Below are 24,153 nucleotides of genomic sequence, written 5' to 3'. Positions count from 1 at the left end.
CCGCGCGTAGGCGCTGGCTCAATCTCACATCTAAGTCATTGAAAAATGGTGGACGCACTTGGGCTCGAACCAAGGACCCGCTGATTAAGAGTCAGCTGCTCTACCAACTGAGCTATGCGTCCACACCGGCAATCGGGCGGTCTGGATGACCAGTGCCCGTTGGCGTGGGCGGGCAATTAGCAGCGTCATCGGGATTCGCAAACCCTAAATTGCGTTGCGGCGCAGAAATATTGCCCAGTTCCGTGTCGCCCCCGGTTTCAGCCCCAGTTGCCGGGGTTGCTGGCGCGGCTGTTGGAACGGTCGATCGCCATGATGATGCCCACGCACAGCATCACCGTCAGCATCGATGATCCGCCATAGGACATGAAGGGCAGGGGGATGCCCACAACCGGCGCCAGCCCCATCACCATCATCAGGTTGATCGCGACATAGAAGAAGATCGTCGTGGTCAGCCCCGCCGCAACCAGCCGGGCGAAGCGGTCGCTCGTGCGCATCGCCACGCGCAGGCCCCAGCGGAACAGCAGCATGAATGCGCCGATCAGCAGCAGGCCGCCCGCCATGCCCCATTCCTCCGCCATGGTGGCGAACACGAAGTCGGTATGGCCTTCGGGCAGATAGTCGAGATGGCTTTGCGAGCCCTGTAGAAAGCCCTTGCCCCAGATGCCGCCCGAACCGATCGCGATCTTCGACTGGCTGATATGGTAGCCCGCGCCCAATGGATCGCTTTCCGGGGCCATGAAGATGAGGACGCGCTTTTGCTGATAGTCGTGCAGGAAGCTGAAAGCGACCGGCACGATCGCCGCCAGCGTCAGCCCCGATCCGATGAACAGGCGCAGCGGCAGCCCGGCCAGGAACATGACGGTCACGCCGCCCGCCAGGATCATCGTGGCGGTGCCAAGGTCGGGCTGCACCAGCACCAGCGCCCATGGCAAGCCGATCAGCACCAGCGCGGGCCAGATCGCGTTCCAGCTGCGGATTTCGCCCACCGGCAATCGGGCATAGAAGCGCGCAACCGCCAGCACGATGATCGGCTTCATAAATTCGGACGGCTGAAGCTGCATGAAGCCCAGGTTGATCCAGCGCTGGCTGCCTCCCGCGACCCCGCCGATCAGTTCGACCAGAAACAGCGCGATCAGCACGCCGGCATAAGCGGGAAAGGCAAAGCGCGCGAAAATCTCCAGCGGAATACGGCTGAGCACCAGCGCCATCCCGGAAAACACGCAGAAGCGCACCGCCTGATTGGTGGCCCACGGAAAGATGCTGCCGCCCGCCGCGCTGTAAAGAACCAGCGTGCCGAACATAGCGATGGCCAGCAGCAGCGCCAGGACGCGCCAGGGAAATTGGGTGAGGGGCTGGGGAATGATGCTCATGGCGCGTCGGCCACATTGCTGCCGGGAGGGGGCGGGACATCGCCTGCCTCATCCGGTGCCGGGGGCGCAGGCGATGGCGTTGCGCTGTTGCCAGCCTCTGCCGCATTGCTGGCATTGTCGGCGGCGGGTGGCGGCACTTCGCCTTTCTCGATCGCGCGGGCCAGGCGGAACGCGCCCATCTGCCGCGCCTGCCGCTCGGTCGGCGTGCCGCCCCAGCCTTTCTCCAGCGTCTCCAGCTTCTCCATCGCCTTTTTGGGATCGAACAGATAGGACAGCGTATCGCTGGCGATCATCGGCGCATCCTCGTTGCGGATCATGTGCCCGCCATGTTCGATGATACAGCCGACCGCATAGCGCGGATTGTCGAACGGCGCGAACCCCTGGAACAGCGCATGGTCGCGCAGCTTGAACGCCAGCGAAGCGTCGCGCCGTACCCCGCCTGCGCGCTCGGCCATGGTGATGCGCCGGACCTGCGCGGTGCCGGTCTTGCCCGCGATCAGCACATCGGGAATGGCCATGCGCGCAGCCCCGCCAGTACCGCCGCCATTGACCACCGCGCTCATCGCGTCACGGATGATCGCCAGATGCTCTTCCGACGCACCGACGGAGGACGGCGAAGGCCGCTTCGCGCCATGCAGGAAATTGGGCATCAACTGCTTGCCGGTCGCCAGCCGCGCTGCCATCACCGCCATCTGCAACGGGTTGATCAGCATATAGCCCTGACCGATGGTGGCGTTCACCGTGTCGTAAACCTGCCATTTCTGGTCATATTTCTTCAGCTTCCACGCCGGATCAGGCACAGTGCCATAACTCTGGCTGGGGAAGGGCAGGTCGAACCGCTGGCCCATGCCGCACCGCCGCGCCATTGCCGCGATCCGGTCCATGCCGATGCGCTGGGCCATCTGGTAGAAATAAATGTCGCAGCTCTGGGCGATCGCCGTGCGCATATTGACCGCGCCATGGCCGCGTCGCTTGTGACAATGGAACAGCGTATTGCCGACCCGCAGCGCGCCGGCGCACCCGACCGTCTCCTGCGGCCCGATTCCTGCCTCCAGCAGCGCCAGCGCCACCATCGGCTTCACCGTCGATCCGGGCGGATACAGCCCCTGCAACGTCTTGTTGCGCAGCGGCACATGGTCGTCCTGCGACAGCATCGCCCATTCCAACTGGCTGATGCCGTCGGAAAAGCTGTTGGGGTCGAAACTGGGCATCGACGCCATCGCCAGCACGTCGCCATTGGTGCAATCGATGACGACCACGGAGCCGCTCTGGGTCGCCAGCCGCCGCCCGGCATATTCCTGCAATCCCGCGTCGATCGTCAGCTTGATCGAATGGCCCGGCGTATCGGGCCGGGTGGTCAGTTCGCGCACGATCTTGCCGCGCGCGGTCACTTCCACCCGCTTGGCACCCGGCTGGCCGGTCAGATGCTCGTCAAACGCGCGCTCCAGCCCGTCCTTGCCAACCTTGAAGCCCGGCGTGATCAGCAGCGGGTTCTTGCGTTCCTTATATTCCTCCGCCGTTGCCGCGCCGACATAGCCCAGCAGATGGCCGACGGTGGACCCGGCGGGATAATGGCGCGAAAATCCCTGGCTGGGCGCGACGCCGGGCAGGTCGGGCAAGCGCACGCTGACGGCGGCATATTGGTCATAGGTCAGCTTATCGGCCACCTGCACCGGGCGGAACCCGGCGGACTTGTCCAGTTCCTCGCGGATACGATCGACCTCGTCCGATTCCAGGCTCAGCAATTGCGCCAGATGCTTCACCGTCGCGTCGGCATCCACCACCCGTTGCGGGATCAGGTCGACGCGAAAGTCGGTGCGATTATTGGCCAGCGGCCGCCCGTTGCGATCGATGATCCAGCCCCGGCGTGGCGGGATCAGCGTCAGGTTGACTCGGTTGCTCTCTGACAACAGCGTATATTTCTCATTCTCCGCAATGCTGATCCACGCCATCCGCGCGGCCAGCAGCGCGCCAATACCCCCCTGTATCGCCCCCAGCACCATGGTGCGGCGGGTGAAGGTGAAGGACTGGGCGGCTTCGGTGATGATCTGGCGTTTGGGGCTGGGAAATTTCATGCCATCACGCGCCAGCGGTCAATCCGCGCGCATTGCCGGACGACGAAAGGAAACAGCAATATCGTCCAGAACATCTGTGGCGCGACCAACAGGAACCTCACATCGCCTCCGCCGGTAATGCGGGCAAAGAACAACCCACCGGCCATGCAGACTATAATGGCGAAACCGGCGATCAGCCAGTCCTGCCGGTAACTGCGCCATATCATGCGATGCTCGATTGCGTCGACGCCCATCAGCATGACCGTCCACAGGAACATGGCGGACCCGATCGGCTGGCCGCTCATCATATCGTCGAACAGGCCCAGCGGCAGGCCGATCCACGCCCGCCACAATTCCGGGCGCAGCAACCGCCATGACAGCAGGATCAGCAGGCCGAAGGGCGGCATGACCGGCGATTGCGCGATCAGCGGCAGCGCGGTGACGGCTGAACCCAGCATGACGGTGATGACCGGGATGCCCGCCAGCCGGAAGCGGGACGGGTTCCGCCCCAGTCGCGGCACATGGTAGAGATGCCGGTCGATCATGGCGTCGCGGCGTTGCCCGGCTCTGCGCCCTGCGTCGTGGCGGGCGCGGCTGGATCGGGCCGGGTCACGACCTGCTCATAGGCACGCTCGACAACGACCGCATCGACGCGCGAGGGATTGGCGAGCGGGAAGCCCCAGGCGATCTCACCCTGCACCCGCACGATCACCGCGACCGGTATATTAGGCTGATAAATGCCGCCAATGCCGGACGTCACCAGCAGGTCGCCCGGCTTGAACGGATTGCGCCCCGCCGACAGCGCCCGGATTTCCAGCGATCCGTCGCCAGCACCGGTCGAAATGGCGGGGATATTGTCATTCGCCCGCCGCACCGGCACGATGCTGCCGGTGTCGGTCAGCAACAACACGTCGGACGTGTTGGGCGTGGTGCTGTGAACACGGCCGATCAGCCCTTCGGTCGCGCGCACAGGCATCCCCGGCAGCACGCCCTGCCAGCGTCCTGCATTCAGCCGGGCAAAGCGCCGCGCGCTGCTGGAGGAGGAACTGATCAGCCGCGCCGTCAGCAACTGGCTGGCATCCTCATCCACCAGCTTCAATAACTTCTTGAGCCGCGCATTTTCCTGCGCCACCGCCTTGGCCTCGATGATGCGGTTGCGGTCCGCCTCGACCTGACGGCGCAGCGTGACATTTTGCGACCCCGCGCGCCAATAGGCGGCCAGAACCTCATCGACGGAGCTGACTCCGCTCACCATATTTTTGAGGCCCGCCGACACAGGGCGCGTCACTTCGGCCGTGACCGCGCGTATCCCTGCAAAACCCGTAGGATCGAAGATCGCGACGATAACCAGCAACAGCCCGATCGCTGCGCCGGTGACCGCCACCACATAGCTGGCGAACAGGCTATATTGCGCCTTCCGGTTGTGTCCGGGGCGTCGGCTGGGTGGCCGCGCCATCACCGCGTCCCTTTCGCTCTGGCCTACCGATCAGGCGGTTTGCAATACACCCCGGAAGATCGGATCTTCCATCGCGCGGCCGGTGCCGATCGCAACGCAGGTCAGCGGATCTTCGGCAATGGTGACGGGCAGGCCGGTCTCGTCGCGCAGTTCGTCATCCAGCCCCTTCAGCAGCGCGCCGCCACCGGTCAGGACGATACCCTGATCGACAATGTCGGCGGCCAGTTCAGGCGCGGTATTTTCCAGCGCAATCCGCACGCCTTCCACGATCGTGCTAATCGGCTCGGCCAGCGCATCGGCAATCTGGCCCTGGTTGATGCTGATTTCCTTGGGCACGCCGTTCACCAGATCGCGACCCTTGATATGGATCGTCTCGCCCACGCCATCGGCGGGCGACTGGGCGATGCCATATTGCTTCTTGATCCGCTCCGCCGTGGCTTCGCCGATCAGCAGGTTATGATGACGACGCACGAAGGACACGATCGCCTCGTCCATCTTGTCGCCGCCCACGCGGACGCTGGTGGTATAAGCGAGGCCGCGCAGCGACAGCACGGCCACTTCGGTGGTGCCACCGCCAATGTCGACCACCATCGAACCGATCGGCTCGGTCACGGGCATGTCAGCACCGATCGCGGCGGCCATCGGCTCCTCGATCAGGAACACCTGCCGTGCACCGGCATTGCTCGCCGCATCGCGAATGGCGCGGCGCTCGACGCTGGTGGAGCCGGACGGCACGCAGATCACGATTTCGGGCGCGCGCCAGGGGCTGTGCTTGCCGCCATGCACCTTGGTGATGAAATGCTTGATCATCTGTTCGGCGACATCGATGTCGGCGATCACGCCATCACGCAGCGGCCGTATGGCCTCGATCGAATCCGGGGTCTTGCCCATCATCAGCTTGGCGTCGACGCCGACCGCCTTCACCCGCTTGACGCCATTGAGCGTTTCGACGGCCACCACCGACGGCTCGTTCAAGACGATGCCGCGACCGCGCACATAGACCACCGTATTGGCGGTACCGAGGTCAATGGCCATATCCTGCGAAGTGAATTTGAAGAGACGCGAGAAGATCGACATGCCTTATCCTGTATCGCCCGCCGTCCCCGCGACGCGACTGGGGACCGGTCGGAAAGCTGTTCCGTTCGTCGCTGCGCCGCATGGCTTCTGCCCTGTTCAGTCATCCTGTGCAGTGCAAAATATTTGGCGTCGCGGGTCGCGGAAAGCGACCGATTGGGCTAGTCCCTAATCAATGTCAATACGCCGCCTGCCCGAACATCTGGTCAATCGTATCGCTGCCGGTGAAGTGGTCGAAAGACCCGCCAGCGCGCTGAAGGAAATCGTCGAAAACGCTTTGGACGCGGGTGCGACTCGCATCGCCATCGGCCTGTCCAACGGCGGCCTCGACCGGATCGAGGTGAGCGACGATGGCGTCGGCATGGATTCGGCGGACATGGCGCTGGCGCTGGAGCGGCACGCCACGTCCAAGATGCCCGACGACGATGCCATTGAAAATGTGGCCACTCTGGGGTTCCGGGGCGAAGCGCTCCCCTCCATCGCCAGCGTCGCGCGCCTGTCGATCGACAGCCGGCGGCAGGGTGGGGAAGGGTGGAACCGCACGGTCGATAACGGCCAACTGGTCGCCGAAGGACCAGCCGCGCTGCCCCCCGGCACCCGCGTCACCATCGAGCAACTCTTCGCCAAAGTCCCCGCCCGCCGCAAATTCCTGCGCTCGGCCAAGGCGGAATATGCCGCCTGTCTCGACATCGTCCGCCGTCTCGCAATGGCACATCCGACCGTCGCTTTTGCGATGGAACATGATGGTCGCCGGACACTGGGCGTGCAGGCGGGCGACGCGCGGGAGGAGAGGGTAGCCGCGCTCACTGACCGGGCGCTGGCCGAAAACCATGTCATCGTCAGCCTGGAGCGCGAAGGCGTCCGCCTGTCCGGCGTCGCCTCCATCCCCACCTACAATCGGGGCGTTGGCGATCATCAATATCTGTTCGTCAATGGCCGCCCGGTGCGCGACCGGCTGCTGATCGGCGCGCTGCGCGGCGCCTATGCCGACATGCTGGCGCGGGACCGGCATCCCGTCGTTGCCCTCTTCCTCGACGTGCCGCCGCTCGACGTGGACGTCAACGTCCACCCTGCCAAGACCGAGGTGCGCTTTCGCGATCCCGCCATGATCCGGGGCATGATCATCTCCGGCCTGCGCCGCGCGCTCGACGAACAGGGCTTTCGTTCGGTCCAGAACGCTGATCCTGCGGCGCTTTCCGCCTGGCGCGCCGAACCTGTCTCGCCCACGCCGATCGGCGCGATGCCGATCTTCGACGCCGCATCGATCAGCTACAATCCGTTGGCCTCATCCTCCTTCAGCGATCGCCGGTCGAATTTCATGACCCCGCCGCCCCAGGCCCGCGCCGAACCCGCCATGGCCCCCGCACCCGAAGGCCAGAGCTTCCCACTCGGCGTTGCGCGCGGTCAGGTTGCCCGCACCTATATCGTCGCGGAGGCAGAGGACGGCCTCGTCATCGTCGACCAGCACGCCGCCCATGAACGGCTGACGCTGGAGCGGATGCGCCGCGCGATGGAGGGCCAGGGGGTCCAGTCGCAGGCGCTGCTGCTGCCCGAAGTCGTCGAACTGGAAGAACCCGCCTGCGACCGGCTGGAAGCCCGCGCTACGGAACTGCGCGACTTCGGGCTGGACCTCGAACGCTTCGGCCCCTCCGCCATGCTGGTCCGCGCCGTCCCCGCCATGCTCGGCCAGTCGGACGTGCAAGGCCTCGTCAAGGATCTCGCCGACGACCTCGCCGCCTATGACAGCGCCCTGTCCTTGAAAGAACGGCTGGACCTGGTCGCCGCCACCATGGCCTGCCACGGATCGGTAAGGGCGGGCCGGGTGCTGAGCGTCGCGGAAATGAACGCCTTGCTCCGCGAAATGGAAATGACGCCGCGCTCTGGCCAGTGCAATCATGGCCGACCGACCTGGGTGAAGCTGGGGCATGGCGACATAGAAAAATTGTTCGGAAGGAAGTGACCCGATGACCATCCTCGCGGCCCTCTTGATCGCCGCCACCCCGGTCTCCATCGCTGACTGTGCCAGCCCCGCACCGCTCGCCGAACCCTGGACCAGTTGGAGCCAGAGCGGACAGGCCAGGGCTGGCGCACAAGCCCATGGCGCACCCGCGCTCATCCTGGGCAGGCCGGTCGTCGCGACCCTCATTCCCGCGGCCCATATCCAGTTCGCCACGCCACCGGGCAAAGGCGCGAAGGAGGGGTATGGCGGCCTCTTCACCCTGTCGCTCAAACAGCCGGCGCGGGTGGGGATTGCGCTCGACGGCCCGGCCTGGGTCGATGTCGTGACCGGCGCGGAGGCCGTCGCCTCGGTTCAACATGGCCATGGTCCTGCCTGCTCCGGCATCCGCAAGATCGTCTGGTTCGATCTCCCCACCGGGCGCCATCTGGTGCAGATTGCCGGATCGAAGGCGGCCACTGTGCGCGTGATGGCGGCGGATGCGAAGGCAAACCAGCCGGTCGGATAGCGTTACAAAATCCTCCCCTGTGGGGGAGGTGGCAGCGCGTAGCGATGACGAAGGGGTATCTCAGTCTCGATAGGGTGGCACCCCTCCGTCAGGCCTGCCGCCCGACACCTCCCCTGCAAGGGGAGGATGAGCGGTAGCCGCTTAGCTTTCGTTCACTCCGCCAGCCGCAGCGCGACCTCGTTCATGAACCGCGCGTCGTCATTCTTCGCCAGCCATTCCGCTTCGGCGCCGATCGCGCCCAGCATGTCGGCCAGCGCGTCGCTCTCGCTCTTGTGATAATTGCCCAGCACATAGTCATGCACCCGGTCCTTATGCCCCGGATGACCGATGCCGATCCGCACCCGGCGGAAATCAGCGCCGATATGCGCGTCGGTCGACCGCAGGCCATTATGCCCCGCATTGCCGCCGCCGCGCTTCACCTTCACCTTCATTGGCGCCAGGTCCAGCTCGTCGTGAAAGACGGTGACGTCCTGCGGCTCCAGCTTGTAAAAGCGCATCGCCTCACCCACCGATCGCCCGCTTTCGTTCATGAAGGTCGCCGGTTTCAGCAACAGGATCTTCTCCGGCCCGATCCGCCCTTCCTGGGTCCAGCCCTGGAACTGCTTACGCGGCGGGGAGAAGCGATACAGGTCCGCGATCAGGTCCGCGACCATGAAGCCGACATTGTGCCGGTGCATCGCATATTGCGCGCCCGGATTGCCCAGCCCGACCCAGATTTGCATCGTCCCTTGCTCCTTCACGACAAAACCCCGTTCGCCCTGAGCGAAGTCGAAGGGGCCGCCTGAACGAAGTGAAGGCACTTCGCTTCGCTCAGTGGCAGGCTTCGACTTCGCTCAGCCCGAACGGGGCTTAGATCAGTCTGACAGGAAAAGGCTTATTCGCCTTCCGCTTCCGCCTCGGTGCCGGCGCTCTTCAGAGCCGACGGCGCAACGATGGTCGCCAGGGTGAAGTCGCGATCGTCGATCGCGGTCTTGGCACCCTTGGGCAGCGTCACCGCGCTGATGTGGATCGAATCGCCGACTTCAAAGCCGGTCAGGTCGACCACGACATCTTCGGGGATTTCAGCGGCATCGACGATCAGCTCGACATCATGACGAACGACGTTCAGCACGCCGCCCTTCTTCAGGCCGGGCGACGCATCTTCATTCTCGAAACGCACGGGAACGTTGACATGCACGGTGGCATGTTCCGAAACGCGCAGGAAGTCGGCGTGCAGCGGACGGTCCGAAACGGGGTGGAAAGCCACATCCTTGGGCAGGGTGCGGACGGCCTTGCCGTTCACTTCCACCATGATGACCGAATTGAAGAAGTGGCCGGTGCCGAGCAGCTTGTTGAGGAGCTTTTCCTCGACATGGATCGACAGGGGTTCTTCGTTCATTCCATAGATGACGGCGGGTACGCGGCCCTCACGGCGGAGGGCGCGGGAGGCTCCCTTGCCTGCCCGATCGCGTGCCTCGGCCGACAGCGTAAGCTGCTCGCTCATTGCGTGTCTCCAAAAGCTGGTTTGAGTTACTTTTCCCGCCACGCCTCCAGGGATGACCATAGCGGGAGCGCGGCCTTTAGCAGAAAAGTGCCAGAAAGCAAGCGGGCGGTCCAAGCACCATATCCGTTCGGGCTGAGCGAAGTCGAAGCCTTCACCTGAGCGCAAGCGAAGGACGCTTCGCTGCGCTCAGCGGGCCCCTTCGACTTCGCTCAGGGCGAACGGGTTAGGGGTATCGTCACTGCACCCGCGTCACCGCAAACCCGCGCGCTTTCAGCAACTCGATCAAATTCTCCCGCCCCGTCAGATGCCCGGCGCCTACCGCGATGAAAGGCGCGCCCTTCATCGGTTCGATCGCCTTCACCCAGTCGCGGTTGCGCGCCACCAGCACCGCTTCCTCGACCATCGGGTCGGGCTGCTCGCCATTCTCATCTTCCTTGGCGATCGCGTCCATGTCGCCCGTGGTCCAGGCTTTCAGGATGCGATCATACAGCCCCTTCATATCCTTGGCCTCATGCACCGTCTGCACCAGCAGGCGCGATTGCGCCGCTTGCGGCAGCGTGTCGAACGCGCCAAATTGCCGCTCGATCGTCTCCAGCCCGCCAATCGGCTTGCCTGCCTTCTTGAATGTCGCGATCAGCACCGGCTCGACCCCGTCATCCTGACTGACGCCCAGCCCCTGCTGCGTCGCCGCCGACAACAGCATCGCCGCGGCCCAGCTTTCATATCCCGACAAGAGTTGCGTGCTGGTCCCGCCATCGCTGATCGCCTTGTTCAGCGCCGCCTGTTCCTCCTCCGGCACGCGCCGGTCGAGCGGCGGCAGGCCGGGACTGCGCCCCATGGACTCAAACAGGGCCAGCGTTTTCTCCTCATCCTGCAAGTCCGCCGCCTCCAGCACCAGCCGGTCGGCCTTGGCCATCGCCTCGCTGATTGTCGGCGTTTCCCACGCCACCCCCTTGGGCAGCACATGAATGGTGCCAAACAGCCACCCCTTCATCTCGCCGCGCTGCACCTGCCACAGCGCCGGGCCACCCTTGGCGACGGGGGCGGGGGCCGGGTCGCTACCACAGGCGGCAACCAGCGTCAGCGCGCAGATCGCCAGAAATTGGGTGAACAGCCGCATCACTTACTCCTTCACCCGCCGGGTCGCGATGCCCAGCGCCTTCAACTGATCCTGCACGCTGCCCTTGCCCGCCAGATGCCCTGCGCCTACCGCGACGAACACCGTGCCGGGCTTAGTCATCCGCCCCTTGATCCACTGCGCCCAGTTGGCGTTGCGCCCGATCAACAGTATCTGCGCCAGCTGCGGCGTCGCCTCCAGCGACTCGTTCATCGACTTTGCCAGCCTCTTGGGATCGCCCGCCTGCCAGTAACGCAGCAGCCCCGCAAACTCGCCTTCCATCTCCGGCAGGCCATCGACTGTCGCGTTCAGAAACTCGACCTGTTGCGCCATCGGCAGCGTAGCGAAGAAATCGATCTGCTGCTCGACCGTCTCTAGCGCATCGACCCGCTTGCCCGCCTTCACCGCCGCCGCGCGCAGCACCTTTTCCGCGCCCAGATCGGCCCGATAGCCCAGCTTCTGGAGCGGCGCGACCGACAGAGCCATGCCCGCCATCCACGGGGCAAAGCGCTCGAACGCCTGCCACGGCATGGCATTGACTTCCATCGCCGCGCGATATTTGTCCCGCGCCGGGTCGTCCAGCCGGGCGGACAAGGCCACCCCGTCGCCAGCCAGCGCCTTGCTCATCATGACAGCGCCCATGGCATTGGGATCGTCCGGCTCGACAATCTCCAGCACCAGCTCGTCCGACCCGTCAAACGCCGCCTTCACCCCGCCGCGAAACCAGTCGATCCCCGGTTTCATCACATGGACGGTGCCGAACAGATAGATGGTGGTGTCGGCATCGCTCACCCGCCACAGGGCAGGGGTGGCGACAGCCGGAACAGCCGGGGCAGGGCGCGCCTGCGCCACGCCACTCATCATCAACAGCGCAGCGGCGCATAAACGAAGCATCTTCATGCCCCACACATGCGGGCAGGGCGGCCCAAGGGCAAGCCGCTTAACCCTGTTTTACGCGCCTTTCCCTTGACCGTTTCACCCCCATACGCCAATGCGCGACGCCAAGCTAAACCGTCATATCGCAAGGATCCCCCGTGGCCGAAGGCAAAGCGCTTTCCTTCCAGGACCTCATCCTGACCCTCCATGCCTATTGGGGGAAACAGGGCTGCGTCATCCTGCAACCCTATGATATGGAAGTCGGCGCAGGCACCTTCCACCCCGCGACCACGCTGCGCGCCCTCGGCCCAAAGCCGTGGAACGCCGCCTATGTCCAGCCCAGCCGCCGCCCGACCGATGGCCGCTATGGCGAAAACCCCAACCGGCTTCAGCATTATTACCAATATCAGGTGATCATGAAGCCGTCGCCCGCCAACCTTCAGGACCTCTATCTGGGGTCTCTGGTAGAGATCGGCATCGACCCGCTGGTGCACGACATCCGCTTTGTCGAGGATGACTGGGAAAGCCCGACGCTGGGCGCCTGGGGCCTGGGTTGGGAAGTCTGGTGCGACGGCATGGAAGTCAGCCAGTTCACCTATTTCCAGCAAATGGGCGGCTATGACTGCAAGCCGGTCGCGGGCGAACTCACCTACGGTCTCGAACGGCTCGCCATGTATATTCAGGGCGTCGATAGCGTCTATGACCTGAAATTCAACGATGCGGGCGTCACCTATGGCGACGTGTTCCTTGAAAATGAGCGGCAGATGTCGAAATGGAATTTCGAGGTCGCCGACACCGAAAAACTGTTCCGCTGGTTCAAGGATTGCCAGTCCGAATGGCGTCAGTGCATCGACAATGGCGTCCCGCTCGCCGCGTTCGAACAGGCGATCAAGGCGTCCCACACCTTCAACCTGCTCCAGGCCCGCGGCGTCATCTCCGTACAGGAACGCGCCAGCTACATGGGGCAAGTGCGCGATATGGCCAAGGGCAGCTGCGAAGCATGGATGCAGAGCAACGGGTGGACCGCATAATGACCTACGCTTCCCCGCAAACCACCGTCATCCCCGCGAAGGCGGGGACCCAATTCTCCCCACATGCCTTGGGTCAAGCTGGCACGATGGGTTCCCGCTTTCGCGGGAATGACGCACTGGCGGAGAGTGGCAATGACTGACTTCCTCCTCGAACTGCGCTGCGAGGAAATTCCCGCGCGTATGCAATTGAAGGCCAGCGACGATCTCGCCCGCCTGTTTACCGAGGAACTGGCCAAATCCGGCCTCACCCCCGGCGCGATCGAAAGTTTCGTGACGCCGCGCCGCCTGGCGCTCATCGCCCGCGACCTGCCGTTGCAAACCGCCGCCGTCAGCGAAGAACATAAAGGCCCGCGCACCAGCGCGCCGCCCCAGGCGCTTGAAGGCTTCCTGCGCAAGACCGGCCTGACCCAGGACAGCCTTGAGGATCGCGACGGCATCTGGTTCGCGGTCGTCAACAAGCCCGGCCGCGCGACCGCGGATGTGCTGGCGCAAGCCATCCCCGCCATCATCCGCGCCTTTCCCTGGCCCAAATCGATGCGCTGGGGCAGCGCCTCCCAGACCACCGAAAGCCTGCGCTGGGTCCGCCCGCTACAGGGCATCGTCGCGATTTTGGGCGAGGATTTGATCCCGTGCGAAGTCGACGGCATCCAGTCGGGCTATGCCACGCTCGGCCACCGCTTCCACCACAGCGGTGAGATCACGATCGGCGGCGCCAGCGATTATGCCGAAAAGCTGCGCGCCTGCCATGTCATCGTCAGCCATCAGGAACGCCAGTCGATCATCGCCGAAAAATCCGCGCAGGCCGCTGCCGCCCATGGCTACACGGTGGTCGAGGACAAGGGACTGATCGCGGAAAATGCGGGCCTCACTGAATGGCCGGTCCCGCTGCTCGGCGATTTCGACCCCGCTTTCCTGGAGGTGCCGCCCGAAGTCATCCAGCTGACGCTGCGCATCAACCAGAAATATTTTGTCCTGCGGGACGGCGACGGCAAACTCGCCCCCGCCTTCATCTGCACCGCCAATATCGAGGCGAAGGACGGCGGCACCGCCATCATCGCCGGCAACCGCAAGGTGCTGGCCGCCCGCCTGAGCGACGCCCGCTTCTTCTGGGAACAGGACCGCAAGACCCGGCTGGAAGATCACGCCAGGAAACTGGAACGCATCACCTTCCACGAGAAATTGGGAACGGTGGCCGACAAGGTCGAGCGCGTGGCGAAGCTGGCCCGTTGGCTGGTGGAAGAGGGGATCGTCACGGCGAAAGCTCCCCTCCCGCTTGCGGGAGGGGTCGGGGGAGGGCATGTAGCAGCCACCTCGGACATGCCCTCCCCTAACCCCTCCCGCAAGCGGGAGGGGGACGATGTCGCGCAACTCGCCACCCTCGCCGAACAAGCCGCCCGCCTGTGCAAGGCCGACCTCGTCACCGAAATGGTCGGCGAATTTCCCGAACTGCAAGGCATTATGGGCGGCTACTACGCCCGCGCCGAAGGCCTGCCAGACGCCGTAGCCGACGCCATCCGCGACCATTACAAGCCGGTCGGCCAGGGCGACGACGTCCCCACCGCGCCGGTCACGGTAGCGGTGAGCTTGGCGGACAAGCTGGATAGCTTGGTTTCTTTCTTTTCGATCGACGAAAAGCCCACTGGTTCTAAAGACCCATTTGCCCTTCGTCGGTCAGCGCTGGGCGTTATTCAACTCATCCTTCTCAATGAACTTCGGCTCAACCTGTCAAAAATTATCGCGACTTCTGCACTAGGTCATGCTGCTAGCCGTGTGGGATGGCCATCGCGGCTGACATATAAAGCACTTGCTGCAATTAAAGATATTGATGTGGACGAGGGTGTTCATTCAGCACTCAAAGACATTGCTGAGAAGCAATGGCAAATTAGCTTTGTGCAGGCTGCCAGACTTTCTAAATCTATTAGGCAGAATTTTCTCGAATTTTTCTTCGCCGACCGCCTCAAAGTCCAGCAACGCGAAGCCGGTGTTCGTCACGACCTGATCGACGCGGTGTTTGCCTTGGGCGGGGAGAATGATCTCGTTCGCCTGCTCGCCCGCGTCCATGCGCTCCAGTCCTTCGTCGCGACCGACGACGGTGCGAACCTGCTGGCCGGCTACAAGCGCGCCGCGAACATCCTCAAGAAGGAAGCGCCACAAACTCCCTCTCCCCAGCGGGGAGAGGGCCGGGGAGAGGGGGAGCGAGGCGAAGCCGAGCGTCCCGCTATCGACGTGGCACACCCCCACCCAACCCTCCCCCTGGAGGGGGAGGGCAATTCAGGCCTGTCCTACACGCCCGAAATAGCCGAAGCTGCGCTCATCGCCGCGCTCGACGTGGCGGAACCGCGCACGGCACAGGCGGTGGCGGCGGAGGATTTCGAGGGGGCGATGGCTGCCCTTGCAACGCTCCGCGCGCCCATCGACGCCTTCTTTGAAAGCGTGACGGTCAACGACCCCGATTCCGCGAAGCGCTCCGCCCGCCTCGCGCTGCTGGCGCGGGTGCGTGATGCGGTTCACAGCGTGGCGGACTTTTCCAAAATTACTGGCTAACGTAATATAATGTCGAATTTACCGGGAAAAATGCGAAGTTAAGGCGTAATAATCCTATTCGATTGCGCTCTATCTGGCTATTGCTGCCAGATTGTTGCAACGCAATATAATCGGCAATCAGTGCAGGGAGTGCCGGGAATGACTGATACAGAAGAGGCCATCATGACCACGACCGCGACCCGTTATGTCTATCGTTTTGGCGGCGGCGTGGATGATGGCGGGCAGGGTGACCGCAACCTTCTGGGCGGCAAGGGCGCAAACCTCGACGGCATGGCCGCGATCGGCCTGCCTGTCCCACCCGGCTTCACCATCACAACCGCCATGTGCACCCGCTATTATGAAGATGGCGGCGTCTATCCCGACAGCGTGAAGGCGGAAGTCGCCACCGGCCTTGCGCATATTGAGGGGATCACCGGCAAGAAGTTCGGCGACGCGGCCGATCCGCTGCTCGTCTCGGTCCGCTCCGGCGCGCGCGCGTCGATGCCCGGCATGATGGACACCGTCCTCAACCTCGGCCTCAACGACGAAACCGTCATCGGCCTTGCCAACACATCGGGCGACGAGCGTTTCGCCTGGGACAGCTATCGCCGTTTCATCCAGATGTATTCGGACGTGGTGCTGGAACTGGACCATGGCGCGTTTGAAGAAGCGCTGGAAGTCGCCAAGGAAGATCAGGGCTACAGCCTTGATACCGAAATGACCGCCGACGACTGGAAGGCGCTGGTCGCCGAATATAAGGCGCTGGTGGAAAAACTGTGGGACAAGCCGTTCCCGCAGGACGTGCATGACCAGCTCTGGGGCGCGATCAGCGCCGTGTTCGGTTCGTGGCAGTCGGAGCGCGCGAAAGTCTATCGCCGCCTTAACAACATCCCCGGCGAATGGGGCACCGCCGTCAATGTGCAGGCGATGGTGTTCGGCAATATGGGCGCAACCTCGGCCACCGGCGTCGCCTTCACCCGCGACCCGTCGACCGGCGAAAATGTCTATTATGGCGAATTTCTGATCAACGCCCAGGGCGAGGATGTCGTCGCGGGCATCCGCACCCCGCAATATCTGACGCTGGCCGCGCGGGAGCGGGCAGGGGCCAAGCCGCTGTCGATGGAAGAGGCGATGCCGGAAACCTATGCCGAACTGGCCAAGGTGTTCCAGATCCTCGAAACCCATTATCGCGACATGCAGGACATTGAATTCACCGTCCAGCAGGGCAAGCTCTGGATGCTCCAGACCCGCTCCGGCAAGCGCACCGCCAAGGCTGCGCTCAAAATGGCCGTGGACATGGCGCATGAAGGGCTGATCACCGAAGAGGAAGCCGTCGCCCGCGTCGATCCCGCCGCGCTCGACCAGCTGCTCCACCCCACGCTCGATCCCAAGGCGCCGCGCGACGTGCTGACCAAGGGGCTGCCCGCCAGCCCCGGTGCCGCATCGGGCCTGATCGTATTCGACGCCGATACGGCCGAGCGTCGCAACGAAATGGGCGACGCCGTCATCCTCGTCCGCGTGGAAACCTCGCCAGAGGATATTCACGGGATGCACGCGGCCAAGGGCATCCTGACCGCGCGTGGCGGCATGACCAGCCACGCCGCCGTCGTGGCGCGCGGCATGGGCCGCCCCTGCGTGTCCGGCGCAGGAGGCATCTCGATCGATACCAAGGCGAAAATCCTGCGCGTCGATGGCCGGGAGCTGAAAGAAGGCGACATCCTCACCCTCGACGGGTCGACCGGTGAAGTCATGGCGGGCGAAGTCCCGACCGTACAGCCCGAACTGGCCGGCGATTTCGGCACGTTGATGGTCTGGGCCGACAAGGTCCGCCGCCTCAAAGTCCGCGCTAACGCCGAAACCCCGCAGGACTGCAAGGTCGCGCGCGAATTCGGTGCCGAAGGCGTTGGTCTGTGCCGCACCGAACATATGTTCTTCGACGCCGCCCGAATCACCGCCGTGCGCGAAATGATCCTGGCCGACAGCGAAAAGGGCCGCCGCGTCGCGCTCGAACGGCTGCTGCCCGAACAGCGGGACGATTTCGCGCAGATCTTCATGGTGATGGCGGGCCTGCCCGTGACCATCCGCTTGCTCGATCCGCCGCTGCACGAATTCCTGCCCCATGCCGAAGCGGAATTTGAGGAAGTGGCGAAGGCGGCGGGCGTGTCGGTCGATGTGCTCAAGCGCCGCGCCAACGAACTGCATGAATTCAACCCGATGCTGGGCCATCGCGGCTGCCGTCTGGGCGTCACCTATCCCGAAATCTACGAAATGCAGGCCCGCGCGATCTTCGAGGCGGCTTTGATCGTCAAGCAGCGCGGCGGCGAAGCGCCGATCCCCGAAGTCATGATTCCGCTGGTCGCGACCCGTAAAGAACTGGAACTGATGAAGGCGATCGTCGATCGCGTCGCCGCCGAAGTATTCGCCGAACAGGGCGACAGCGTCGAATATCTCGTCGGCACGATGATCGAACTGCCCCGCGCTGCGCTCAAGGCCGGGGAAATCGCGGAAGTCGGGGAATTTTTCTCCTTCGGCACCAACGACCTGACCCAGACCACGATCGGCATCAGCCGCGACGACGCCAGCCGCTTCCTTGGCACCTATGTTGACAAGGGCATTTTCGCCCGCGATCCCTTCGTCAGCATCGATGTCGAAGGCGTTGGCGAACTGATCCAGCTTGCCGCCGAACGTGGTCGCAAGACCCGCCCCGGCATCAAGCTTGGCATTTGCGGCGAACATGGCGGCGATCCGGCCTCGATCGCCTTCTGCGAAGCCACGGGCCTCGACTATGTATCGGCCTCGCCCTACCGCGTGCCGATCGCCCGCCTGGCCGCGGCGCAGGCCGCTCTGGCGAACAAGAAGTAAGGCAAAAGGGCGGGGCGCAAACCCCGCCCTTTTCTTAAGCGCTCAAACCGGCGTCGAAGCCCGCCCGAACAGCCCTTTACGCTGCCCGCTACCTTCCAGCGCGCGCGCCTGCTCGCGCCAATTCTCCCGCGCGATCGTGCCTGGCGTTAGGCCCAGCCGCGCCTCCAGCGCCGCCTCCTGCTCACCATTCAGCGCCGCGATCTGGCCATAGCGCTGATAGCCCGCCTCATTGAGCGACACTTCCTGCGCCTGGCTCAAACCCTTGATCCGGCTCAGATCATCACGCTCAGCCACAACGCCAGCGACAGGCGCTGCGCCAACCGGCACCGTCCGCTTCTCCAACTCGACGATCCGCGCATTGGCGGCCTCCAGCTGTGCGTCGCGATCCTTGACCATGGCCCGGTGCGCGGCCTGCTCGTCTCGCCATGCCCGGCGATATTTGCCGCGCCCGCTCATCATCAGGCCCAAGATCAGGCCGATGGCCAGCGCGACCAGCAGCAAGGCGATGTCATTCAGGGTAAAGCTCATGGGGACATCCTTTCATTGCCGTCTCGAACGGCGGGCGCGGCCAAAAGTTGCCGCGCGGCCCCAGAAAGGCGGGATGGTCGGGCAAAAGTGAAAAAAGGGGCTTGCCCAATCCGGCGCGCCCTACTATCCGCGCCACTCCAGTGCACCCGTAGCTCAGCTGGATAGAGCATCAGACTACGAATCTGAGGGTCGGGCGTTCGAATCGCTCCGGGTGCACCAACATTTTGAAGGACGTCCAGTCCGGCTTCACGCCAGGCTTGTATCCTTCCAGCGCACCCGTAGCTCAGCTGGATAGAGCATCAGACTACGAATCTGAGGGTCGGGCGTTCGAATCGCTCCGGGTGCACCATTTCCTTGATCTAAGACAGCGCCAGCGCGACCATCGCGTCGATATCGGCATGTTGCTCCAGCAACGCCGCAACCTCGTCCAGCGCATCTTCCACCGTCTGTCCATAATCGGCCAGTGCCGACTGCCCGCCCAGCCGCCGCAACAATGCGTCGCGCAACGGCGCACTGGCCAGCAGTCCATGGACATAGCTGCCCAGCACCAGCCCGTCACGGCTGATCGCCCCATCGACCCGGTCGCCGTCCAGCACCGCAAAGGGCCGCGCGCAATCCGGCCCGCTGGTCGCGCCCATATGCATCTCATAACCGCTGAAATCCGCGCCCAGGCCATGCCCTTGCACCAGATCCAGCGCCTTGCCTGCCGACAATAGCGTGTCCACCTCCAGCAGCCCCAGCCCCGCCACCGCGCCCGGCGGTCCCTCGATTCCTTCGGGATCGCTGATCGTCCGCCCCAACATCTGGTATCCGCCGCAAATTCCCAGCACTGCCCCACCGCGCCGGTGATGCGCGCGAATGTCGATGTCCCACCCCTGCGCCACCATCGCGCGCATGTCCGCAATCGTCGCCTTGGACCCCGGCAGGATCACCAGCGCGGCCTCGGCCGGGATCACCTGGCCCGGCCCGATCATCCGCAACTCGACCGACGGCTCCAGCTTCAGCGGATCAAGATCGTCGAAATTGGAGATGCGCGGCAACACCGGGCAGGCGATGACTAGCGGGGCATCGGCTGACGGCGCGCGCCGCTCCAGTATGACAGCATCCTCGCTCGGCAGGCGCGCCACGGCATCCAGCCACGGCACCACCCCCATGCCGCGCCATCCCGACAGCGTGGCAATCTGCGCATAGCCATCCTCGAACAGGGCTGGATCACCGCGAAACTTGTTGATCAGGAAGCCCTTGATCATCGCCGCGTCCTCCGGGTCGATCACCGTGCGCGTGCCGACCACCGCCGCGATCACGCCGCCCCGGTCGATATCACCGACCAGTATCACCGGCACGTTGGCCGCCCGCGCAAAGCCCATATTGGCAATGTCGCCCGCGCGCAGGTTGATCTCGGCGGGCGATCCCGCCCCCTCGACCACCACAATGTCGCACTGCGCCTTCAAGCGTTCATAGCTTTCCAGCACAGCACCCAGCAACGCCCCACGCGCGCTGCGGAAATTGCCCGACCCTAGCGTTCCGCGCACCTGACCATGGACGATCAGCTGCGATGTCCGGTCGGCCTGCGGCTTCAGCAGCACCGGGTTCATGTCCGTATGCAGCGGCACCCCGCAGGCGATCGCCTGCAACGCCTGCGCCCGGCCAATCTCGCCGCCGTCGCTCGTCACCGCTGCATTGTTGGACATATTCTGCGGCTTGAACGGCCGCACCCTATATCCGCGCCGCACCAGCGCCCGGCACAATCCGGCGACCAGCACCGATTTGCCCACGTCCGATCCGGTTCCCTGTAGCATGATAGCGCCCATGGCTCCCGCTCCTGACGGCACAGCGCCGCCAGCGCAAGCCGTCAGGCGACGATCGCCGCCATCCCGCATCGCATCTGATGCACCCGCACGTCGGCATAGCCCAGTTGCACCCCCAGCGTCGCCGTCACGTTCGCCAAAATCCCGTCCAGCAACGGAGCGGTCGTCGCCAGCAGCGTGCCGATGGCAGGGGCCAGCGGACTGAGGTTTACATTGATGCCCAATATGGACACCTGCACCTGCGTCTGGCTGGCCAGACTCGCGGCCAGCCCCTGCGTCAGATCGTTGGTGCTGACCCGCTTGGCTGTTTGCGCGCTGATCTCCGTGGGCGAAAAATGCACATTTTGCGGCTGCGCGCCGCCCAGTGCGACATTCGCATAGCCCGTCACTTTCGTGGCCAACACCTGCGCCAGCACGGCCGGGCGCGGATTGGCGGGCGCGTTGAAATTGGTCAGCGCCTGCACATCAACATCCGCCAGCGCCGCTGTGCCGATCGACGGCGTCACTGCCAGCGTTACGCCATGACCCGCCGATCCTGCTGTACAGTCGATCGCCGACAGCCGCGCCTCCGCCGCCGCCAGTTCGACATAAAGCGGGATACGCACCGATGCGATACCCGACAGCACCGTCGCGACACTGCTTTCCAGATAGAGGCGGGTCTGCGCGGTGCGCAGCACGACGGATTTGTCCGCCGTTACGCTCAGCAAGGGGGAGCGCGCCTGTCCCTCGCCCATTATGAGCTTGAGGCGCGTGGATGTCAGCCCCGGCACGGTCAAGTGCATGTCCATCGGCACCGATGTCCCCGACGGCGGGCTTAGGATCATGCGCAGCATCGAAAAGGCGTCGAGCAGCACATTGGGTTGCCCCGTTGCGCTGGCCGCGCCGCGCATCGGGCCAAGATCGATGATGTCGCTCAGCCGCACTGATCGTCCCGCGATCTGCCCGGCAATAGCCAGCAGCACCGCCGCGCTCTGACTGCCGCCTGCACTGTCGGCCATCGCGCCAATCACATCGGACAGCGGGATTTCACGGTCGAACAGCGCGCCATAGGCCTCGCCATCGCGCCCCGTTCGCACCCGCAGTGCGTCGGCAACGCCCAGCAGGTCCAGGTTCAGGCTGGCGAGCCCCTGGCTATCCATCACCGACAGGTTGAGCTGCGTGCCTGCCAGATTGGACAGCAGCATATTGGGCAGCCCGCCACTGACCGCGGCAAGCCCGGTGCCGAGCGAGAAGGCCGCCGCATCCTGGCGCGCTGCAATGGCTCGCGCGCGCAGGTCGATGCCATCGCGCCCGACCAGCAGCCGGGCGAAAAAGAGAGGCGTGCGCCGTTCCAGTTCGACCCGCATCGCCCCGCCTTCGCCTGCAACGAAGCGATCGGCCACCGGCACGGCGCTATCGGCCCTGTAACTGCCGCCCTCATAGCCAATCAGCGCGATGCCACTGACCCCGCTTTGCCCCACCAGTTCTTCCGCTGCGCTGCGCCCACCACCGACAGCCGCCAGCGCCGCCGCATCGGCAATGCCCTGCAATTGCCGCTTGGCCAAATAAACCGATCCCAGATCGACAGCGACCGTCGCCGCGCCGGCCAGCATGAACAGCGATCCCGCCAGGATCAGGCTGATGCCGCCACGCGCATCGCGCGTCACACTGTGCCCGGTCATTGGGAAGCGATCCGTATAACGGCGCTGCGCTGGAGCGTCGTGGCGGCAAGGGGAACAGGCGTAGCCGCAAAGATCGGCGCGTTGCTCAGATTATAGCTCAGCGTCACCCGATAATAGCCGCCGCTCTCTTCCGTGCCGATGCTGATCGTCTGCGCGGCTGGCGCGGGGAAGGCGGCGCGGCTGGCGGCTATGCTCTGGTCCACCAGCGCGCGCCGTTCGGTTGCGTCCAGGCCCGCCACTGCCGCCCGCGCCGCATCATTGGCCGCCTGTTGCAGGCTATGGGCCGTCATGAACCAGCTGCCATAGATTAAGATGCCAAACAGCAGGCTGATCAGCAGCGGCAGGACAAAGGCAGCCTCAACTAAGGCGCTGCCCGCGTCATGGCGGGGCAGGGAGGCGATCGGCCGGAACCGGGGGGAGGGGCTTTGGCGCATAGGGACAGCATAGCGTCGCACGCTCAACAGCCGGTTTGATCGGCTTGCGGCGGATAGTACGCAATTCCCGCATATCTCGGCCCCGCCGATCCGCCGCATCAATCGATCCTGATCCACTCCCTCCGAATCGGACCATGAATTTGCGTAAAAGCCGCACCGACCGCCGCTTACGCGCCCTGTGTGACCGCCGCACGCTGGCCCGTCATCACGATCACCGCGCCCTCGGTGCCGTAGGTGCCATGGAGTTGCGCGATCGCCGCCTCGACCGGCATCACCGCCCCGCCATTGGTCAGCAGCCGCGTGGCCACCCGCCTGTCGCCCTCACCGCGCAGCACCCGCTCCAATTGCTCGCGAAAATGCGGCCGCGCCGATACTTCCACGACGTCGGGCAGGCACACACTCGACAGCCTCTCTTCGGGCAGCCCGATCATCGTGCAGAATGAGTCGTCGGCAATCTCGATGAACCCGCGCGTCGATACCCGCACATATCCCACCCCGCCATGCACGCTCATGGCTTTCAGGATCGCCGATTTGACGTCCGCCAGGCGGTGACGGCGCATGTCCGCAGTAATGTCGCGCAGCAGCAGGGCGATGCCGTCGCCGAACGGGAATGTTTCGAAATGCAGCCATGCGTCGCTGCGAAAGGGGGAGGGGATGTCCGCCGCACTGGCCTCACCCGATGCCAGGCTATGGCGGATATGCGCTTCTGTCAGTGTGCCGGCAAATTCCGGTAGCGCCTCCCATAGCGACCGGCCGTCCAGATGCCGGTCCCATCTTTTGGTCATCGCCAGCGCCACGCCGTTGACATAATCGATGCTCAGATCACTGCGGCACAGGATCAGCCCCTGATGGATGCGGCTGGCGAGGTCGCGCATCCGGTCCGGTGCCGGTGCGGGACCATCGCTCACGCCCAGGCTGCGGAAACTCTCCACCCCCATGAAGATATGCGTCTCGCGACCATGATGGGTGATCATCACCGGCTCCCGCGCGCCGACCTCCCGCCAATGGGCGAAATTGCGTACCAATTCAGCAGCGGCAACGCTTTGCCCGCGTCGGTCATCCAGCATGGCTCCATATCTCCCTGTTCATGTTTGGGAGGCAAGATACAGTGCCGGATCAAAAGGTGAATCGACAGACAACTCCGTTTCGGAGGGAAGCGCGATTTAGCTGCCGTAGGCGCGCTGATAGTCGAGCGCGTCGAGCATCTTGCCGCCCGCCATGAACACCGCGCCGGTGCAGGCCAGCGCAAGCAACTGCCCGCCAAAGCCGGGATATTGCTGCATATAGACCAGACCCCGCTCCGACGCGCCCAGCGCGAGCGCGTAGATGATCAGGAACGCCTCAAACTTGGTCTTTATGGTGAAAAGGCGTTTGATGCGTTCCATTATGATCCCACCTGGCGTTGCGGCCC

The 24,153-nt window shown here is 64.3% G+C and carries 20 protein-coding genes and 3 tRNA genes; 7 read left to right on the top strand and 16 right to left on the bottom strand.

Annotated elements, in window-relative coordinates:
• Window positions 1-46: 46 nt before the first annotated feature.
• From D0Z70_RS10250 to D0Z70_RS10225, 6 genes are all read right to left on the bottom strand, one after another.
• Window positions 47-122 (bottom strand) — tRNA-Lys (locus D0Z70_RS10250).
• A 135-nt stretch (window positions 123-257) separates the two neighbouring features.
• On the bottom strand, window positions 258-1,370 hold the full coding sequence (gene rodA, locus D0Z70_RS10245) for a rod shape-determining protein RodA (protein WP_119745987.1): 1,113 nt from the start codon (window positions 1,368-1,370) through the stop codon (window positions 258-260).
• Window positions 1,367-3,445 carry a penicillin-binding protein 2 gene (gene mrdA, locus D0Z70_RS10240; protein ID WP_119745985.1) on the bottom strand — a complete coding sequence of 693 codons (2,079 nt, stop codon included), beginning with the start codon at window positions 3,443-3,445 and terminating at the stop codon, window positions 1,367-1,369. The genes rodA and mrdA overlap by 4 nt, the downstream gene beginning before the upstream one ends.
• On the bottom strand, window positions 3,442-3,969 hold the full coding sequence (gene mreD, locus D0Z70_RS10235; protein ID WP_119745983.1) for a rod shape-determining protein MreD: 528 nt from the start codon (window positions 3,967-3,969) through the stop codon (window positions 3,442-3,444). Before mreD ends, mrdA begins: the two co-directional genes overlap by 4 nt.
• Window positions 3,966-4,880 carry a rod shape-determining protein MreC gene (gene mreC, locus D0Z70_RS10230; RefSeq protein ID WP_119745981.1) on the bottom strand — a complete coding sequence of 305 codons (915 nt, stop codon included), beginning with the start codon at window positions 4,878-4,880 and terminating at the stop codon, window positions 3,966-3,968. Before mreC ends, mreD begins: the two co-directional genes overlap by 4 nt.
• Window positions 4,881-4,910: 30 nt before the next feature.
• Entirely contained in the window at window positions 4,911-5,957 is a 1,047-nt protein-coding gene (locus tag D0Z70_RS10225) for a rod shape-determining protein (protein WP_006957952.1), read from the bottom strand.
• Window positions 5,958-6,129: 172 nt separating this feature from the next.
• Between D0Z70_RS10225 and mutL the strand changes: the two genes are divergently transcribed.
• Complete coding sequence (gene mutL, locus D0Z70_RS10220; RefSeq protein ID WP_119745979.1) at window positions 6,130-7,914, top strand: DNA mismatch repair endonuclease MutL; 1,785 nt, start codon at window positions 6,130-6,132, stop codon at window positions 7,912-7,914.
• A gap of 4 nt (window positions 7,915-7,918) precedes the next feature.
• Window positions 7,919-8,419: a hypothetical protein gene (locus tag D0Z70_RS10215; protein ID WP_119745977.1), complete on the top strand. Its 501-nt coding sequence runs from the start codon at window positions 7,919-7,921 to the stop codon at window positions 8,417-8,419.
• A 152-nt stretch (window positions 8,420-8,571) separates the two neighbouring features.
• Here the strand turns inward: D0Z70_RS10215 and pth are convergent, their stop codons facing one another.
• The 4 genes from pth to D0Z70_RS10195 all read right to left on the bottom strand — a co-directional run bounded on the left by pth (window position 8,572) and on the right by D0Z70_RS10195 (window position 11,919).
• Entirely contained in the window at window positions 8,572-9,141 is a 570-nt protein-coding gene (gene pth / locus D0Z70_RS10210) for an aminoacyl-tRNA hydrolase (RefSeq protein WP_119745974.1), read from the bottom strand.
• A gap of 152 nt (window positions 9,142-9,293) precedes the next feature.
• Window positions 9,294-9,902: a 50S ribosomal protein L25/general stress protein Ctc gene (locus D0Z70_RS10205; RefSeq protein WP_119745972.1), complete on the bottom strand. Its 609-nt coding sequence runs from the start codon at window positions 9,900-9,902 to the stop codon at window positions 9,294-9,296.
• Window positions 9,903-10,137: 235 nt separating this feature from the next.
• On the bottom strand, window positions 10,138-11,022 hold the full coding sequence (locus D0Z70_RS10200; protein WP_119745970.1) for a TraB/GumN family protein: 885 nt from the start codon (window positions 11,020-11,022) through the stop codon (window positions 10,138-10,140).
• 3 nt (window positions 11,023-11,025) lie between these two features.
• The gene (locus tag D0Z70_RS10195; RefSeq protein WP_119745969.1) at window positions 11,026-11,919 is read right to left on the bottom strand and encodes a TraB/GumN family protein; all 894 of its coding nucleotides are present in this window, start codon (window positions 11,917-11,919) and stop codon (window positions 11,026-11,028) included.
• Window positions 11,920-12,053: 134 nt separating this feature from the next.
• Between D0Z70_RS10195 and D0Z70_RS10190 the strand changes: the two genes are divergently transcribed.
• The 3 genes from D0Z70_RS10190 to ppdK all read left to right on the top strand — a co-directional run bounded on the left by D0Z70_RS10190 (window position 12,054) and on the right by ppdK (window position 18,311).
• Complete coding sequence (locus D0Z70_RS10190; protein WP_119745967.1) at window positions 12,054-12,926, top strand: glycine--tRNA ligase subunit alpha; 873 nt, start codon at window positions 12,054-12,056, stop codon at window positions 12,924-12,926.
• 132 nt (window positions 12,927-13,058) lie between these two features.
• Entirely contained in the window at window positions 13,059-15,470 is a 2,412-nt protein-coding gene (gene glyS, locus D0Z70_RS10185; protein WP_119745965.1) for a glycine--tRNA ligase subunit beta, read from the top strand.
• A 138-nt stretch (window positions 15,471-15,608) separates the two neighbouring features.
• Window positions 15,609-18,311 carry a pyruvate, phosphate dikinase gene (gene ppdK / locus D0Z70_RS10180; protein WP_119745963.1) on the top strand — a complete coding sequence of 901 codons (2,703 nt, stop codon included), beginning with the start codon at window positions 15,609-15,611 and terminating at the stop codon, window positions 18,309-18,311.
• Window positions 18,312-18,353: 42 nt separating this feature from the next.
• Here ppdK and D0Z70_RS10175 read toward each other — a convergent pair whose 3' ends face one another.
• Window positions 18,354-18,839 carry a hypothetical protein gene (locus D0Z70_RS10175; RefSeq protein WP_119745961.1) on the bottom strand — a complete coding sequence of 162 codons (486 nt, stop codon included), beginning with the start codon at window positions 18,837-18,839 and terminating at the stop codon, window positions 18,354-18,356.
• A gap of 142 nt (window positions 18,840-18,981) precedes the next feature.
• Here D0Z70_RS10175 and D0Z70_RS10170 point away from each other — a divergent pair.
• Both D0Z70_RS10170 and D0Z70_RS10165 read left to right on the top strand, forming a co-directional pair.
• Window positions 18,982-19,058: transfer RNA gene (locus D0Z70_RS10170), tRNA-Arg, on the top strand.
• Between the two features lie 53 nt (window positions 19,059-19,111).
• Window positions 19,112-19,188: transfer RNA gene (locus D0Z70_RS10165), tRNA-Arg, on the top strand.
• 10 nt (window positions 19,189-19,198) lie between these two features.
• Here the strand turns inward: D0Z70_RS10165 and D0Z70_RS10160 are convergent.
• The 5 genes from D0Z70_RS10160 to D0Z70_RS10140 all read right to left on the bottom strand — a co-directional run bounded on the left by D0Z70_RS10160 (window position 19,199) and on the right by D0Z70_RS10140 (window position 24,127).
• Window positions 19,199-20,650, bottom strand: coding sequence for a cobyric acid synthase (locus D0Z70_RS10160; RefSeq protein ID WP_119746076.1), 1,452 nt, complete (start codon window positions 20,648-20,650; stop codon window positions 19,199-19,201).
• Between the two features lie 41 nt (window positions 20,651-20,691).
• Window positions 20,692-22,308 carry a pilus assembly protein TadG-related protein gene (locus D0Z70_RS10155; protein ID WP_119745959.1) on the bottom strand — a complete coding sequence of 539 codons (1,617 nt, stop codon included), beginning with the start codon at window positions 22,306-22,308 and terminating at the stop codon, window positions 20,692-20,694.
• On the bottom strand, window positions 22,305-22,763 hold the full coding sequence (locus tag D0Z70_RS10150; protein ID WP_420820377.1) for a TadE family protein: 459 nt from the start codon (window positions 22,761-22,763) through the stop codon (window positions 22,305-22,307). The genes D0Z70_RS10155 and D0Z70_RS10150 overlap by 4 nt, the downstream gene beginning before the upstream one ends.
• A gap of 146 nt (window positions 22,764-22,909) precedes the next feature.
• Window positions 22,910-23,809 carry a PAS domain-containing protein gene (locus tag D0Z70_RS10145; protein ID WP_119745955.1) on the bottom strand — a complete coding sequence of 300 codons (900 nt, stop codon included), beginning with the start codon at window positions 23,807-23,809 and terminating at the stop codon, window positions 22,910-22,912.
• A 96-nt stretch (window positions 23,810-23,905) separates the two neighbouring features.
• Window positions 23,906-24,127, bottom strand: a complete 222-nt coding sequence (locus tag D0Z70_RS10140) for a hypothetical protein (RefSeq protein ID WP_119745953.1) — start codon at window positions 24,125-24,127, stop codon at window positions 23,906-23,908.
• Window positions 24,128-24,153 lie beyond the last annotated feature (26 nt).

The organism is Sphingobium terrigena (assembly GCF_003591655.1).
Lineage (GTDB): Bacteria > Pseudomonadota > Alphaproteobacteria > Sphingomonadales > Sphingomonadaceae > Sphingobium > Sphingobium terrigena.
The sequence above is the reverse complement of the archived record's forward strand: the minus strand, read 5'-3'. Positions and strand labels throughout refer to the sequence as shown.

Excerpts from the sequence above, each read along its gene's own strand:
- mrdA (WP_119745985.1), bottom strand. The coding sequence starts at position 3,445 with ATGAAATTTCCCAGCCCCAAACGCCAGATCATCACCGAAGCCGCCCAG.
- D0Z70_RS10160 (WP_119746076.1), bottom strand. The coding sequence starts at position 20,650 with ATGGGCGCTATCATGCTACAGGGAACCGGATCGGACGTGGGCAAATCG.
- D0Z70_RS10175 (WP_119745961.1), bottom strand. The coding sequence starts at position 18,839 with ATGAGCTTTACCCTGAATGACATCGCCTTGCTGCTGGTCGCGCTGGCC.
- mreD (WP_119745983.1), bottom strand. The coding sequence starts at position 3,969 with ATGATCGACCGGCATCTCTACCATGTGCCGCGACTGGGGCGGAACCCG.
- glyS (WP_119745965.1), top strand. The coding sequence starts at position 13,059 with ATGACTGACTTCCTCCTCGAACTGCGCTGCGAGGAAATTCCCGCGCGT.
- mreC (WP_119745981.1), bottom strand. The coding sequence starts at position 4,880 with ATGGCGCGGCCACCCAGCCGACGCCCCGGACACAACCGGAAGGCGCAA.
- D0Z70_RS10145 (WP_119745955.1), bottom strand. The coding sequence starts at position 23,809 with ATGCTGGATGACCGACGCGGGCAAAGCGTTGCCGCTGCTGAATTGGTA.
- D0Z70_RS10215 (WP_119745977.1), top strand. The coding sequence starts at position 7,919 with ATGACCATCCTCGCGGCCCTCTTGATCGCCGCCACCCCGGTCTCCATC.
- D0Z70_RS10195 (WP_119745969.1), bottom strand. The coding sequence starts at position 11,919 with ATGAAGATGCTTCGTTTATGCGCCGCTGCGCTGTTGATGATGAGTGGC.
- D0Z70_RS10140 (WP_119745953.1), bottom strand. The coding sequence starts at position 24,127 with ATGGAACGCATCAAACGCCTTTTCACCATAAAGACCAAGTTTGAGGCG.
- D0Z70_RS10200 (WP_119745970.1), bottom strand. The coding sequence starts at position 11,022 with ATGCGGCTGTTCACCCAATTTCTGGCGATCTGCGCGCTGACGCTGGTT.
- pth (WP_119745974.1), bottom strand. The coding sequence starts at position 9,141 with ATGCAAATCTGGGTCGGGCTGGGCAATCCGGGCGCGCAATATGCGATG.
- D0Z70_RS10225 (WP_006957952.1), bottom strand. The coding sequence starts at position 5,957 with ATGTCGATCTTCTCGCGTCTCTTCAAATTCACTTCGCAGGATATGGCC.
- D0Z70_RS10155 (WP_119745959.1), bottom strand. The coding sequence starts at position 22,308 with ATGACCGGGCACAGTGTGACGCGCGATGCGCGTGGCGGCATCAGCCTG.
- ppdK (WP_119745963.1), top strand. The coding sequence starts at position 15,609 with ATGACTGATACAGAAGAGGCCATCATGACCACGACCGCGACCCGTTAT.
- D0Z70_RS10205 (WP_119745972.1), bottom strand. The coding sequence starts at position 9,902 with ATGAGCGAGCAGCTTACGCTGTCGGCCGAGGCACGCGATCGGGCAGGC.
- rodA (WP_119745987.1), bottom strand. The coding sequence starts at position 1,370 with ATGAGCATCATTCCCCAGCCCCTCACCCAATTTCCCTGGCGCGTCCTG.
- mutL (WP_119745979.1), top strand. The coding sequence starts at position 6,130 with ATGTCAATACGCCGCCTGCCCGAACATCTGGTCAATCGTATCGCTGCC.